This window comes from Roseateles terrae (genome assembly GCF_014192155.1).
GTDB lineage: Bacteria > Pseudomonadota > Gammaproteobacteria > Burkholderiales > Burkholderiaceae_C > Roseateles > Roseateles terrae.
Genome location: NZ_JACHXO010000010.1, coordinates 112983 through 127104 on the forward strand (window position 1 = coordinate 112983; position 14122 = coordinate 127104).

A 14122-nucleotide genomic window follows, 5' to 3' on the forward strand; every position below is an offset into this window, starting at 1 on the left:
GCGAACCGCAGGCAGGTCGGCGTCATTGCAGGGGTTGAAGAACGCCACCTCAAGCGTCGAAACAGAATCCGGCGAACAACGCCAAGTCCTTGCCTAGATTGAAAAAATGGGAGAAATTCGCAATTCGCGAATAGCGCCGGATGAGCAAAAAAAAACGGGACCCCGCTTCACGCAGGGTCCCGTTCACTTTTTGGTGCCGGCTATCGGATTCGAACTGATGACCTACCGCTTACAAGGCGGTTGCTCTACCAACTGAGCTAAGCCGGCACACGAAAACTGATGTCATCCGCACCGAAGCGCGAATGACGTGGGCCGCATTCTAGACGCAGTCCAGACCGCCGCCAGACAAGTGGCCGCTTATTTCAACCGTTTTATTTCACCCGCTTCAGGGCCGGCCGGCCCCCCGACGGACCACCGCTCGGATCGTCCTCGCCGTCACCGGAGGGAACAGCGGTCGGGGCCGACGGCGCTTCAGGCTTGCCACCCGCCGTCTCACCGTCCGCCTCGGTCGCGAGGCGCAGACCCCGCGGCGCAGGCGATGCAGCCACCGCCGCAGGTGCCGGCGCCGCTGCACGCGGCGCTGCCGCCGCCTCATCGGCCGACGGCGGCGGGAAGGCCATGCCTTGCCCGTTTTCACGGGCATAGATGGCCACCACATGATCCACAGGCACCATGATCTCGCGCGCCACGCCGCCGAAACGCGCCTTGAACTGGATCAACTCGTTGCCGAGGTCCAGATTGCTGGTCGCTTCGAAACCGACGTTGAGCACGATCTCATTGTTGCTCACGTACTCCAGCGGCACCTGCACCGTCCGGTCCACGTGAACCGCGATGTAGGGCGTGAAACCGTTGTCAGTACACCATTCGTGCAGGGCGCGGATCAAATAAGGCCGCGTCGAGCTGGCAGCGGTGCCGCTGCCATCCTTGCTGTCGTCCATGCGTGCCAGTGTATTACTTGCGCATCACCTTCTCGGACGGCGTCAGCGCCTCGATGTAGGCCGGACGCGAGAAGATGCGTTCAGCGTACTTCAGCAGCGGCAGGGCATTCTTCGACATGTCGATGCCGTAGTAGTCCAGACGCCACAGCAGCGGGGCAATCGCCACGTCCAGCATGCTGAAGTCGTCTCCCAGCATGTACTTGTTCTTCAGGAAGATCGGCGCCAGCTGGGTCAGACGGTCACGGATCTGCGCGCGTGCCTTTTCCAGCTGCTTTTCAGTCGGCTTGACCGGCTGGCCGCGGTTTTCCAGGATGTTGACGTTGGCGAACAGTTCCTTTTCGAAGTTGAACAGGAACAGGCGCACACGGGCGCGGGCCACCGGGTCCCCGGGCATCAGCTGGGGATGGGGGAAGCGCTCGTCGATGTACTCGTTGATGATGTGCGATTCGTACAGGATGAGGTCGCGTTCCACCAGGATGGGCACCTCGTTGTACGGGTTCATCAGCGCGATGTCTTCGGGCTTGGCGAACAGGTCAACGTCCCGGATCTCGAAGTCCATGCCCTTCTCGAACAACACGAAACGGCAACGGTGCGAATAAGGGCAAGTCGTTCCGGAATAAAGCACCATCATGGCAGTGGACTCCTGATCGAAGCCTCTCGGCTTCCTCGATTTCTAACCAAACAAAAGGCAAACGCAGTGGAGCCTTTCGGCACCCACTGCGCGGGAGGATCCAGCCAGGGCTGGATCATCGACTTACTTGACGTCCTTCCAGAAGGAGGCGTTCAAGCGCCACGCGAATACGGTAAACACCAGCAGGAACAACACCACCACGACGCCGAGACGGAATCGGGTTCCCTGAGCCGGTTCGCCCATCCATTGCAGATAGGCCACCAGATCGGCGACCGAATCGTCAAATTGCTGCGGCGACATCGTCCCGGGGGTCACCTGCTCGAAACCGGCGAAAACATGCGTGACCTTGCTGGGGTCATGCGGATCTGGCCGTTCCTCGAACTTGGCGGTGCGGACACCCTGGAGCTCCCACAGCACATGCGGCATCGCAACGCTGGGGAACACGAGATTATTCCATCCCGTGGCCTTGGTATCGTCCCGGTAGTATTTTCGCAGATACGTGTAGAGGTAGTCGGCCCCCGAACCTTTGCTGCCATCCGCCCGTGAACGGGCGATGACCGAGAGGTCAGGAGGGGCGGCGCCGAACCAGGCCTTGGCCTGCTTCGGGTCGATCGAGGCCTTCATGGTCTCGCCCACCTTGTCCCCGGCAAACAACAGATTGTTCTTGATCTGCTCGTCGGTGAGCTGCAGGTCCTTCAGCCGGTTGTACCGCATGTACGCGGCAGAGTGGCAATTCAGGCAATAGTTCACGAACATCTTCGCCCCACGCTGCAGGGCGGCGACATCGTTCATTTTGGAAACCGGGAAGTGATCCCAGGCCGGCCCGGCTTCGTTGGCCTGGGCGGCCGGGGTGAGGCCCGCGCCCAGAGCCAGAGACGTCACCAGCAAAGCGATGAGTTTTTTCATTCGTCGACTCCGTGGTGCTCAGTGCGGATGGAAGGTGACACGGTCCGGCACCGGTTTGAATGTGCCCATGCGCGACCACCACGGCATCAGCAGGAAGAAGCCGAAGTAGAACAAGGTGCCCGCCTGGGACATCAAGGTGAAGGCGTCATTGGGCAACTGGATGCCCAGGTAGCCCAGCATCAGGAATACCAGCACGAAGACGATGTACATCCACAGGTGCCAGCCCGGACGGTAGCGGATCGACTTGACCGGGCTGTGGTCCAGCCAGGGCAGGAAGAACAGGATGATCACGGCGCCGCCCATGACCAGCACGCCCCAGAACTTGGCGTCCAGCATCAGCAGCAGCGCAATACCCAAGACACCCGCGACCAGCACCGCCCCCTTGGCCATGGCCGACATGCGGCCCTTGATCAGCGTCATGAACACGCTCAAGGCCACCACCACACACAGCACCTTCACCATCACATCGGTGGTGGCGCGCAGCATGGAATAGAACGGCGTGAAGTACCACACCGGGGCAATGTGAGGCGGCGTCTTCAGCGGGTCAGCCGGAATGAAGTTGTTGTATTCCAGGAAGTAGCCACCGAACTCGGGCGCGAAGAACACGATCGCGGAGAAGGCCATCAGGAAGAGGCCGGCCGCAAAGATGTCGTGCACCGTGTAGTACGGGTGGAAGGGGACGCCGTCCAGCGGGATGCCGTTGGCATCTTTCTTGGCCTTGATCTCCACGCCGTCCGGGTTGTTGGACCCCACTTCATGCAGCGCAATGATGTGCGCCACCACCAGGCCGATCAGCACCAGCGGCACCGCGATGACGTGGAAGCTGAAGAAGCGGTTCAAGGTGGCGTCACCGACCACGTAGTCGCCGCGGATCATCAGCGCCAGGTCCGGACCGATGACCGGCACGGCGGCGAACAGGTTCACGATCACCTGCGCGCCCCAGTACGACATCTGGCCCCACGGCAGCAGATAGCCCATGAAGGCCTCGGCCATCAGGCACAGGAAGATGGCGCAGCCGAAGATCCACACCAGCTCCCGCGGCTTGCGGTAGGAGCCGTAGATCAGCCCCCGGAACATGTGCAGATAGACCACCACGAAGAACGCGGAAGCGCCGGTGGAATGCATGTAGCGGACCAGCCATCCCCAAGGGACGTCCCGCATGATGTATTCCACCGATGCAAAGGCCAGCGATGCATCCGGTTTGTAGTGCATCACCAGGAAGATGCCGGTGGTGATCTGAATGACCAGGACCAGCAGGGCCAGAGACCCGAAGATGTACCACCAGTTGAAGTTTTTCGGAGCGTAGTACTCCGACATGTGCTCCTTGAAGAGCTGGGTCGCGGGGAACCGGTTGTCTACCCACGTCATGAACCGGACGCCTGCAGGGGCGCCGGCGGGTGCTTCCTTGAATTCAGCCATGTCGTCTGCCTCGGGTCCGGGTTAAGCCTTCTTGTCTTCACCGATCAACAGCTTGGTGTCTGACAGATACATGTGGGGCGGCACCTCGAGGTTGTCGGGGGCCGGCTTGTTCTTGAAGACACGGCCAGCCATGTCGAAGGTCGAGCCATGGCACGGGCAGAGGAAACCCCCATGCCAGTTGTCTGGAAGCGACGGCTGCGGGCCGGGCTGGAACTTGTCGCTCGGCGAGCAGCCCAGGTGCGAGCAGATGCCCACCACCACCAGGTACTCGGGCTTGATCGAGCGCCATTCGTTCTTGGCGTAGTCGGGCATGGGAAAGGCCTTGCGGTCCGACTTCGGGTCGGCCAGCTCCGGGTCATTGCCCGGCAGTGCCTTGAGCTGGTCTGGCGTACGGCGAACGATCCAGACAGGCTTGCCCCGCCATTCGACGGTCAGCTTTTCTCCAGGGGCCAGTCCCCCGACATCGACTTCAACGGCAGCACCGGCTGCCTTGGCGCGTTCGGACGGGGCGAAGGTGCTGACGAATGGGACCGCTGTCGCGACACCGCCCACTGCTCCCGCGCAACCGGTGGCGATGATCCAGGTGCGCTTGCCTTTGTCCACTTGTTGGCTACTCATGAGGGTCCTTAACTGGAACTTCTGATAGGGGGCAACCAAAGATTCTAGGCATGAAAAATCACCTTGACTCTAAGGCGCTCTACCGATGTGCATGCGCGCACCAAGTTGACATTTGTCGTGGCGAGAACGCCGTTAGGATGCTTAGCTCGCGGCGCAGACCGCAGCCATTCGAAGGTCAACGGAGCACGAACATGGGATTTCTCACTGAGTTTCGCGAATTCGCCGTCAAGGGGAACGTCATGGACCTGGCGGTGGGCGTGATCATCGGCGGCGCCTTTGGCAAGATCGTCGATTCAGTGGTCAAGGACCTGATCATGCCGCTGGTGGGCAAGGTCGTCGGCGGACTGGACTTCAGCAACTACTTCATCGTTCTGGGCAGCCCACCGGCCAACTACACCGGCCCGATGACCCATGAAGCACTGACCAAGGCCGGGGTGCCCCTCTTTGCTTATGGCAGCTTCTTGACCGTGCTGCTGAACTTCATCATCCTGGCCTTCATCATCTTTCTCATGATCAAGCAGGTGAATCGCCTCAAACGTGCACCCGCGGAAACCCCTACGGCGCCCGCAGCGCCCGCTCCGGAACCCGCCGATGTCCAGCTGCTGCGCGAGATTCGCGACGCGCTCATTCGTGACAAAGCGTAAAGCCGTCTAGAAACGTCACCTTTTGCGCAACGTCCGTGCGTGACCCGCCCGATCGGGGGGCTTGCATGGACGATACTGCATGCTGTGGTGAAGTCACCACAATGCGTGCCAGATGCATTCATGAACCGTCTCAATCCCCACCTCGACGCGGCCTTGCAGCGCGTGCGCTCCGCGGTGGAACAAGCCGCAGAGCGCGGCGCCGAAGGCTTGGGCCTCGCCGCCCTGTCCGCTGGACAGGCCAAGCGGCGCGATGCCCTGTTGTCGGCGCAATTCATCTTCCGCAAGCAGCAGGCCCTGTTCTCCCAGCGGTTTGACCAGTCCATGCGCCGTCAGGCGGAGGACACGAGCGCGCCTGCCCCCGGCCAACACAAGAACACCCAGTGGGACGAGCTGTCCCTGATGGATGACGACCAGGTCAATGCCCTGGTCGCGGCGGACCGCATCGGTCTGGCCATCGGCCATCAGAGCGAGTGGGAACTGCGCGAGGTCGATGGCTACATCGGCGGCATCCCTGGCATGAACGGCAAGGAAGACCGCCATCCGCTGCGGCCGCAGAACATTGCGCAGGCGCTGATCGACGGGGTCTACGCCGCCACCGATGACAGCGACACCCGCCAGATCCTGATCGACGAACTGACCCGCGCCCTGGCCCAGGAGATGAAGGCCTGTTATGCGGACATCGCCAGCCTGTTCCGCAGCCGCGGCCTGCGTCCGCAGGACCTGAAGGTCCGCGGCGGGGACAACTCCCGCGGCCAGTCGCTGCGCGGCGGCATGGGCCCCGGAGGCGCTCCCAGCGGCCACGGCCCGCTCGGTACCGACAGCCGCTACGCCACCCAACCCGGCGCGCTGAACAGTCTCAGTGGCCAGGGCTTCCCCACTCGCGCGGGCGGCCTGCATGGCATGGCGCCGGGCGGTCTGCCCGGGGGTGTCCCCGGTGGCATGGGGGTGCCGCACAGCGGGCACGGCGCCTTCCACGCCGGTTATCCGGTGGTGGGCACCGTCGATCCGCACCTGATGGACCTGCTGCGCCGCCTGGCGCAGACGCCGGTACCCGCCTTCAGTGGCGGCATGGGCGGCATGAATGGTCTGTCCAGCAGCGGCATGCCGCTCTCCCCGGGTCTGGGCACGCCCAGCCAGTGGCAGCACTGGGAAGGCGACACCGTCGGTGCCGGCAGTCCGATGCTGGAAGGCACGCCGATCATGCTGCCGCCCAACCTCATCCACATGCACCGGGATGAGCTGCGTCAGGCGGCCACCGGGTCGCTGGACCACATGGTCATCGATGTGGTGGCCGGGCTGTTCGATCAGATCCTCTCCGACCCCAAGCTGCCCCCGCAGATGTCGCAGCAGATTGCCCGGCTACAGTTGCCGGTGCTGCGTGCGGCGCTGGGGGACCGCAGCTTCTTCTCGTCGCGGCGCCATCCGGTGCGCCGACTGGTCAACCGCATCGCCTCGCTGGCGATGGCCTACGAGAATTTCAACGAGGACCCGGGCAAGAGTTTCCTGGCGCTGGTGCGCGAGCTCATTCAGGACATCGTCAGCGGCGACTTCGACCGCATGGACCTGTATGACGCCAAGCTGAACCAGCTGGAACAGTTCATCGCGGAGCAGACCGCCGAGGCGCTGAAGGCGCAGGGCGATGCGGCCGGTCTGGTGGAGCGCAAGGAAACCGAATTGCGGCTGCAGCAGCGCTACATGCAGCAGTTGCAGCAGGCGATGGCCAATGTGGACATGCGCGACTTCCTGCGCGAGTTCCTCACCCAGACCTGGAGCCAGGTGCTGGTGCATGCCTCACGCCATCCGGATCTGGACGCCGGTCTCGTGGAGCGGCTGCGCAACATGGGCCGCGACCTGGTGTTGTCGGTGCAGCCCAAGACCTCACCGCAGCAGCGTCAGGCCTTCCTGGCCTCCCTGCCGGTGCTGATGCGCACCCTCAACGACGGCCTGGACCTCGTCCGCTGGCCGGAGTCCGAACGCAAGAAGTTCTTTGCCGAGCTGCTGCCGGCCCATGCCGACTCCCTCAAGGGACAGGCCTTGAGCCCGCTGGAGTACAACCTGCTGGCCAAGCAGCTGGAAACCGTCTTCGGCATTGCACCGCCGCGGGAGCAGGATCTGCCGGCCCACACGCCGCTGGACCTGGACCTCACCGAGCGGCTCACCGACGAAGAAGCCAACCGCCTGGGCCTGGTGGACGACCAGCAGGTCGATTGGGACGGCCATCTGGACATCGACCTGAGCGGCGATGAGCAGGGCCCGCTGATGGCCGTGGACATCAGCATCGACGGTCTGCCGGCGGCGGAAGAAGCGCCGGAGCCGACCGGCGGGGTGCTGCTGCTGGAGCATCTGCAGCTGGGCTTTGCCTACCAGATGAACCGCGACAACAAGTGGATCAAGGTGCGCCTGGCCCACATCAGCGGCGGCCGCAGCTTCTTCATCTTCACCCATGGCGATCGCCATCAGGGTACGCTGACGATGACTTCGCGGATGCTGCACAAAATGTGCGTGGGTGGCCGTCTGCGCGCCTTCGAAAGCGCCTATCTGCTGGAGCGGGCCACCGCGCGTGCGCGCAAGCAGCTCGCGGCACTGAGCGCGAGCGTCAAGGCACAGGCGCCGACGGCCAAGCCGAGCGTTTGATGCTACGCGCCGGCGCTGCTTAACTGCCGCGCCATCCGGATCGCCGCCCGCATGCTGGATGGGTCCGCCCGGCCGGTGCCGGCGATGTCGAACGCCGTGCCGTGATCCGGGCTGGTCCGCACCAGCGGCAGCCCCAGCGTCACATTGACGCCGTCTTCGACGCCCAGGTATTTGACCGGGATCAGCCCCTGGTCGTGGGTCATGGCCACCACCGCGTCGAACTCGCCGGGATGCTGCGGCGGCGCGTGACGAGCGCGCATGAAGATCGTGTCCGGCGCGAAGGGTCCGGTGGCTCGGATGCCCAGCGACTGCGCCTGCGCAATGGCCGGTGCGATGTGCTGGATCTCCTCATCGCCGAAGAGACCGCCCTCCCCTGCATGCGGATTCAGGCCCGCCACGGCGATGCGCGGCGCGGCGATGCCGGCGCGCTTGAGCGCCGCATCGGTGATGCGCAGGGTCTGCAGCACCTGCCCCGCGGTGATCAGGTCCACCGCCTTGCGCAGCGCCACGTGGATGGTGACCAGCACCACCCGCAACTGGTCGTTGGCCAGCATCATGCGGACCGGGGGCAACTGGCCCTGTGCGTCGGCGCAGAGGGCCTGCAGCATTTCGGTATGGCCCGGGTAGGACACCCCCGCCGCATGCAGCGCTTCCTTGTGGATCGGCGCCGTCACCAGCGCGCGGGACCGTCCGGCCTGCTGCTCCGCCACCGCCGCTTCGATGCAGCGCGCCGCGGCCAGGCCGGCCACGCCGCTGATCCGTCCGATCGGCTGGTCCAGCAGCGACGCGGCTGCACCCGCCAGCAACCCGGGCGGCTGCCACACCGGCAGGCAGTCCGGCGGCGGCACTTCCGGGGCGGTCTCCAGCTGCACCACCGGCAGCGTCAGCCCCAGTATCTGCACCGCACGACGCAGCACCGCCACATCGCCCACCAGCCGCAGATCGGCGCCGCGGTCCGCCGCCCAGGCGGCCACCGCCACCTCCGGACCAATGCCGCAGGCATCCCCCATCGTGATCAACAGTGGCGCGGTCATGCGGGATTCGGGATGTCGATGAATTGATAGTCCAGGCCCAGGGCCTGTGCGACGTGGCGCCCCAGGGCCTGCACCCCATAACGCTCGGTCGCATGGTGGCCGGCAGCGATGAAGGCGACGCCGGTCTCCGCCGCATAGTGGGCCTGCGGCTCGGAGATCTCGCCGGTGATGAACACGTCGGCGCCCGCGGCGATGGCCGCTTCGAAGTAGCCTTGCGCCCCACCCGTGCACCAGGCGACCCGGCGCAGCGGACGTCCATCCCCCACCGCCTGCACCGTGGCGCGGCCCAGACGCTCTTCCAGGTGATGGGTCAGCGACGGCAGGTCGGCGAAGGAGGCCGGCAGCTCACCGATCGATCCGAGGTCCTGCTCCCCGAATCGACCGTCCGCCTGCCAGCCCAGATGCAACGCCAGTTGCGCGTTGTTTCCCAACTCGGGATGCGCATCCAGCGGCAAGTGGTAGGCAAACAGATTGATGTCATGCGACAACAGACGGGACAGCCGCTGCTTCATCCAGCCGACAACCTGGCCATCCTGTCCGCGCCAGAACAGCCCGTGGTGAACCAGAATGGCGTCCGCGCGGGCCTCGATGGCCGCATCGATCAGCGCCAGACTGGCCGTGACCCCACAAATCAGGCGTCCGATCTGCTCACGTCCCTCGACCTGCAGACCGTTCGGCCCATAATCCTTGAAGCGCGAGGGCTCCAGTGTGGCGGCGAGCAGCCGCTCCAGTTCCGTGCGATGTGCCATGACAGGGTCTCAATTGCGTCAAACCTGGCTGATTTTCTCCCAGGCCACCACGGTGGCGCTGGCCGGTGTCTTTGTGGTGGCCTCGCTGAAGCCGGAATGGCTGCATCAGGGGCCGTCCGTCCTGGCCACGCTGCCGACGGCCGTGGGCGCCCCGCCGCGGGCCGCCGTGCAATTCAGCTATGCGGCGGCGGCGCAGGCGGCGTCGCCCGCGGTGGTGGCGGTGCTGGCCAACAAGCCGGCCCTCACCCAGCGTGAGATCGACGCCGACCCCTGGCTGCGCTTCCACTTCGGACGGCGTATTCCGCAGCGGCAACAGACGGGCCTGGGCTCCGGCGTCATCGTCTCGCCCGAGGGTTATGTGCTGACCAACAACCATGTGGTGTCGGGCGCCACCGAAATCCGGGTGCAGTTGCCCGATGGTCGCGAGGCCGCGGCCCGGCTGGTGGGAACGGATCCGGAGACCGACCTGGCTGTGCTGCGCATCGAGCTGGCGGCGCCGCTGCCGGTCATCCATCCCGGCCGTGCGGAAGACCTGCAGGTGGGCGATGTGGTGCTGGCGATCGGCAACCCGTTCAATGTGGGACAGACGGTGACCTCGGGCATCGTGAGCGCGCTGGGCCGCTCGCAGCTGGGGCTGAGCACCTTCGAGAATTTCATCCAGACCGATGCGGCCATCAACCCCGGCAACTCCGGCGGCGCACTGGTGGACGCGCAGGGCCGGCTGGTGGGGATCAACACGGCCATCTATTCCCGCACCGGCGGTGGCAGCCTGGGCATCGGCTTTGCGATTCCGGTGGATTCGGCCTATCAGGTGCTGGAAGCACTGATCAAGGACGGCAAGGTCAGCCGCGGATGGATCGGGGTGATCACCGGCGAGGTGAATCCAGAAGTGGTGGAGATGATGAAGCTCTCCATCCAGCAGGGCGTGCTGGTGAAGGAAGTCTTCAAGGCCAGTCCGGCCGCCAAGGCAGGCGTCGAAGCCGGTGATGTGGTGACCGAGGTGAACGGCCACGCGGTACGGTCACCCCGAGAGCTGATCAATGTGGTGGCCGCGCTCAAGCCGGAGAGTCAGGTGCAGGTCCAGGTGCAGCGTGGCAAGCAGAGCCTGAGTCTGCAGTTGCAGGTCGGCCTGCGCAAGCCGCTGACGGACGAAGGCACACCGGAAGAATGACGCGCAGCTGCTGGCAAGGCAGCAGACCGCAGCACGCAGCACGCAGCACGCAGCACGCAAAAGGCCATGCACCTCTCGGGCATGGCCTTTTGTTTTGGATGTCGAGCCGCCAGGACGCCGGCTCGCCGTACCGTTGTCAGCTTTCCGTCGATCCTGCAGCGTCCGTGTCCGGTGCCTTGCTGTAGCGGGCGAACGCATTTGATGCCCAGATGCCCACCTCATAGAGGATGCACATCGGAATGGCCAGCGCCAGCTGCGAGACGATGTCGGGCGGCGTGATCACGGCAGCCACCACGAAGGCGATCACGATGAAATAACCCCGGAATTCCTTCAACTGCGCCACCGTCACCAGCCCCATGCGGGCCAGCACCACCACCACCACCGGCACCTCGAAGGCGGCGCCGAAGGCGATGAACATGTTCATCACAAAGCCGAGATAGGCCTCGATGTCCGGCGCTGCCGTGATGCTCTTGGGGGCGAAGCTCTGGATGAAGGTGAACACCTTCGCAAACACCACGAAGTAGCAGAAGGCCACGCCAGCAAAAAACAGCAGCGTGCTGGAGACCACCAGCGGCAGCACCAGCTTCTTCTCGTGGGAATACAGGCCGGGCGCCACAAACGCCCAGACCTGGTAGAGGACCACCGGCAGGGCGACCAGGAAGGCCGCCAGCAGCGTGATCTTCAGCGGCACCAGGAACGGGGACAGCACGTTGGTGGCGATCATCGAGCTGCCCTGCGGCAGATGCGACACCAGCGGCACCGCAAGCAGATCGAACAGACCGCCGGGGCCGGGATACAGGCACAGCACCCCAAAAGCCAGGCCAACGGCCAGCAAGGCGCGAATCAACCGGTCGCGCAGCTCCATGAGGTGGGAGACAAAGGGCTGCTCGGTACCGGCCAGTTCGTCTTTGGAGGCGTCGTCGTGGGGGCTGCTCATGAAGCTCGGCGTGGGGGACGAAAGCGCGCCACTCGGGCCGCGCCGGATTGGGTGTGCCTGCGCACCCCTTGCCGCTGCTTGTACCAGAGCGGCGTGGCGCCGCGTTTGAGGCGCCAGTTCTTGCCAGGATGGCTGTAGGCCGGCGGGGGCACGGACGCGGCCATGGCGGCTTCGCTCGAGCCGCCTTCCACCGACAGGTCGGACCAGGTGGAATGGATGGCCTGATGGGCCGAGTCCATTTCCTGGCGGACGGTGGTTTCCACGTCGTTCACCGCCGTCTGGAACTGGGTCTTCATCTTCTGAAGTTCTTCCAGTTCGATCGAGCGGTTGACCTCGGCCTTCACGTCGGACACATAGCGCTGCGCCTTGCCCAGCAGGTGGCCCACGGTCCGCGCGACCCGGGGCAGACGCTCCGGGCCCAGCACGACCAGCGCCACACCGCCGATCAGGATCAGCTTGTCAAAGCCGAAATCGATCATGCGGACGCTCAGCTGCGGGTCTTGGCGTCAACGTCCACCGTGTTGGGATCGGCGGCCTTGTTGGCGTTGGCCACTTGCTGGGGAGGCGCATCGCTGCCGCCGTCCTTCATGCCGTCCTTGAAACCCTTGACGGCCGCGCCCAGGTCGCCGCCCACATTGCGCAGCTTCTTGGTGCCAAACACCGCGATCACGACCACCAACACGATCAGCCAGTGCCAGATGCTCATACTACCCATGACATTCTCCAGAGTGGATATTCAAATTCTAGTGGCCCCGCGTGACACGAACACGGCGGTGGCCCTTCAAGCCCTTCCCGCATGAGCGACATATGCCCCAGCGGAGAGGGTTGCAGCGTCTCAGCCCTTGGCCCACGGGCGGGGACCGCCCATCGCATGCATGTGCAGGTGGAACACTTCCTGGCCGCCATCCGAACCGGTGTTCACCACCGTGCGGAAGCCATTGGTCACGCCCAGCTGCTTCATCAGCTGCGGCACCAGTACCGTCATCTTGCCCATCAGCGCCGCATGCTCAGGCTGCAGGTCGGCCATGCTGGCAATGTGCAGCTTGGGAATCAGCAGGATGTGGACCGGCGCCCAGGGATGAATGTCGTGGAAGACCAGCAGATCCTCGTCTTCATGGACTTTCTTCGACGGGATCTGGTCCGCGACGATCTTGCAGAAGATGCAGTTGGGGTCGTGACTCATGGTGTTTCGGGAGGTCTCTGACCGGTTCAGACCGGCATCGGCTTGTTGTCGTTCCAGTTCAGGATGCCCTTGACCAGGCGATAGATCATCCACAGCGTGTCCACCGCCAGCACGACGATGCCGACGCCGACGATCAGGAGGGCGAAGCCGATCACCGCCCACAGCAGGCTCCACCAGAAGGTGCGAATCTGCCAGGTGAAATGGCTGGCGTAGATCGTGCCTTCAGTCTCTTCGCGCTTCACGTAGTTGATGATGATCGCAACGATGCTGGTGATGCCGGTGAAGAAGCTCAGCGCATACAGCACGTAGGTGATCAGCGTCAGCTGCTTCAGACTGGCCAGCTTCTCGCCGGTCGGGGCATTCAGGCTCATGTTCTCATTCATCGCGCGCGCTCCCTGGTGGGTTGTTGTGAATCGGGCGGGCCGGCCGGGACCGGGCAGCAAACTCTTCCAGTCCGGACAGTCCTTCGCGACGGGCCAGTTCCGCGAGCACCTGGCCGGGCTCCACCTTCAGCGCAGCGAGCGCGACGATGGAGTGAAACCACAGGTCTGCCACTTCGTACACCAGCTTCTGCGGGTCGCCGTCCTTCGCGGCCAGCACCACTTCGGTGGCTTCTTCTCCCACCTTTTTCAGGATGTGGTCCAGGCCCTTGGAAAACAGCTTGGCCACATAGCTCGTGTCGGCCTGGCCTTCGTCGCGACGCTGGGCCACCACCTCACCCAGGTGCGCCAGTACGTCCCGGCTGGCCCAGGCTGGGGCGCTGACGGGGACGCTGGTGGGCGCGCCGACGGAGGCACCGATCGGGGCGCGCGTGTCGGCGCTCGGAGAGTCGCTGATGGGGGCGCTCATGGGTCAGCTCTTGTAGATCTGGGCCGGATCCTTGAGGACCGGCTCCACGGAGGTCCAGCGGCCGTTTTCGAGGCGCTGGAAGAAACAGCTGTGCCGGCCGGTATGGCAGGCGATGCCGGGTTCATGCCCGTGCTGGGTGATGGTGAGCAGCAGCACGTCGTTGTCGCAGTCCATGCGGATGCTGTGCACCTGCTGCACATGACCGGACTCCTCGCCCTTGTGCCAGAGCTTCTGGCGCGAGCGGCTCCAGTAGACCGCCTGGCCGAGCTCGGCGGTGCGAGCGACAGCGTCGCGGTTCATCCAGGCAAACATGAGGACATCGCCGGAGCCGTGCTCCTGCGCAATGACGGGGACCAGCCCATCGGCGTCCCACTTGATCTGATCGAGCCAATCCATGGCGGCAGTGTAG

17 protein-coding genes and 1 tRNA gene are annotated in these 14122 nt (G+C 64.5%); 3 read left to right on the top strand and 15 right to left on the bottom strand.

Translation table 11 applies throughout. The features are described 5' to 3' along the window. Window positions 1–191: 191 nt before the first annotated feature. The 6 genes from FHS28_RS22275 to petA form a co-directional block, all read right to left on the bottom strand. Window positions 192–267, bottom strand: a tRNA-Thr gene (locus FHS28_RS22275). A gap of 104 nt (window positions 268–371) precedes the next feature. Further along, window positions 372–938 carry a ClpXP protease specificity-enhancing factor gene (locus FHS28_RS22280; RefSeq protein ID WP_088454039.1) on the bottom strand — a complete coding sequence of 189 codons (567 nt, stop codon included), beginning with the start codon at window positions 936–938 and terminating at the stop codon, window positions 372–374. Between the two features lie 13 nt (window positions 939–951). Further along, a complete protein-coding gene (locus tag FHS28_RS22285; protein ID WP_058934185.1) occupies window positions 952–1569 on the bottom strand; it encodes a glutathione S-transferase N-terminal domain-containing protein in 618 nt (205 codons plus the stop codon). Window positions 1570–1692: 123 nt separating this feature from the next. Continuing rightward, window positions 1693–2475, bottom strand: a complete 783-nt coding sequence (locus FHS28_RS22290) for a cytochrome c1 (protein ID WP_088454040.1) — start codon at window positions 2473–2475, stop codon at window positions 1693–1695. 18 nt (window positions 2476–2493) lie between these two features. After that, window positions 2494–3894 carry a cytochrome b gene (locus FHS28_RS22295; protein ID WP_088454041.1) on the bottom strand — a complete coding sequence of 467 codons (1401 nt, stop codon included), beginning with the start codon at window positions 3892–3894 and terminating at the stop codon, window positions 2494–2496. 21 nt (window positions 3895–3915) lie between these two features. Then, complete coding sequence (petA, locus tag FHS28_RS22300) at window positions 3916–4512, bottom strand: ubiquinol-cytochrome c reductase iron-sulfur subunit (RefSeq protein ID WP_088454042.1); 597 nt, start codon at window positions 4510–4512, stop codon at window positions 3916–3918. A 191-nt stretch (window positions 4513–4703) separates the two neighbouring features. Here petA and mscL point away from each other — a divergent pair, with 191 nt between their 5' ends. Continuing rightward, on the top strand, window positions 4704–5156 hold the full coding sequence (gene mscL / locus FHS28_RS22305; RefSeq protein ID WP_088454043.1) for a large conductance mechanosensitive channel protein MscL: 453 nt from the start codon (window positions 4704–4706) through the stop codon (window positions 5154–5156). Between the two features lie 120 nt (window positions 5157–5276). Then, entirely contained in the window at window positions 5277–7790 is a 2514-nt protein-coding gene (locus FHS28_RS22310) for a DUF1631 family protein (RefSeq protein WP_088454044.1), read from the top strand. Window positions 7791–7792: 2 nt separating this feature from the next. On the opposite strand, the gene pdxA is transcribed toward FHS28_RS22310, so the two are convergent. Both pdxA and FHS28_RS22320 read right to left on the bottom strand, forming a co-directional pair. Continuing rightward, window positions 7793–8824 (bottom strand): 4-hydroxythreonine-4-phosphate dehydrogenase PdxA, encoded by a 1032-nt coding sequence (pdxA, locus tag FHS28_RS22315; RefSeq protein WP_088454045.1) that lies wholly within the window; start codon window positions 8822–8824, stop codon window positions 7793–7795. Continuing rightward, on the bottom strand, window positions 8821–9573 hold the full coding sequence (locus FHS28_RS22320; RefSeq protein ID WP_088454046.1) for a Nif3-like dinuclear metal center hexameric protein: 753 nt from the start codon (window positions 9571–9573) through the stop codon (window positions 8821–8823). Before FHS28_RS22320 ends, pdxA begins: the two co-directional genes overlap by 4 nt. On the opposite strand from FHS28_RS22320, the gene FHS28_RS22325 reads away from it, so the two are divergent. Beyond that, complete coding sequence (locus tag FHS28_RS22325; RefSeq protein WP_088454047.1) at window positions 9572–10744, top strand: S1C family serine protease; 1173 nt, start codon at window positions 9572–9574, stop codon at window positions 10742–10744. The two genes, FHS28_RS22320 and FHS28_RS22325, sit on opposite strands and share 2 nt — an antisense overlap. A 136-nt stretch (window positions 10745–10880) precedes the next feature. Here the strand turns inward: FHS28_RS22325 and tatC are convergent, their stop codons facing one another. The 7 genes from tatC to hisI all read right to left on the bottom strand — a co-directional run bounded on the left by tatC (window position 10881) and on the right by hisI (window position 14109). Continuing rightward, complete coding sequence (gene tatC, locus FHS28_RS22330) at window positions 10881–11681, bottom strand: twin-arginine translocase subunit TatC (RefSeq protein WP_088454048.1); 801 nt, start codon at window positions 11679–11681, stop codon at window positions 10881–10883. Beyond that, window positions 11678–12160, bottom strand: coding sequence for a Sec-independent protein translocase protein TatB (gene tatB, locus FHS28_RS22335; RefSeq protein WP_088454049.1), 483 nt, complete (start codon window positions 12158–12160; stop codon window positions 11678–11680). The genes tatC and tatB overlap by 4 nt, the downstream gene beginning before the upstream one ends. Before the next feature lie 8 nt (window positions 12161–12168). Further along, window positions 12169–12396 carry a Sec-independent protein translocase subunit TatA gene (tatA, locus tag FHS28_RS22340; RefSeq protein WP_088454050.1) on the bottom strand — a complete coding sequence of 76 codons (228 nt, stop codon included), beginning with the start codon at window positions 12394–12396 and terminating at the stop codon, window positions 12169–12171. 120 nt (window positions 12397–12516) lie between these two features. Next, a complete protein-coding gene (locus FHS28_RS22345) occupies window positions 12517–12864 on the bottom strand; it encodes a histidine triad nucleotide-binding protein (RefSeq protein ID WP_088454051.1) in 348 nt (115 codons plus the stop codon). Between the two features lie 26 nt (window positions 12865–12890). Further along, window positions 12891–13235, bottom strand: a complete 345-nt coding sequence (locus FHS28_RS22350; protein ID WP_246410470.1) for a DUF4870 family protein — start codon at window positions 13233–13235, stop codon at window positions 12891–12893. Between the two features lie 4 nt (window positions 13236–13239). Further along, complete coding sequence (locus FHS28_RS22355; RefSeq protein WP_088454053.1) at window positions 13240–13713, bottom strand: phosphoribosyl-ATP diphosphatase; 474 nt, start codon at window positions 13711–13713, stop codon at window positions 13240–13242. 3 nt (window positions 13714–13716) lie between these two features. After that, entirely contained in the window at window positions 13717–14109 is a 393-nt protein-coding gene (hisI, locus tag FHS28_RS22360) for a phosphoribosyl-AMP cyclohydrolase (RefSeq protein WP_088454054.1), read from the bottom strand. Window positions 14110–14122 lie beyond the last annotated feature (13 nt).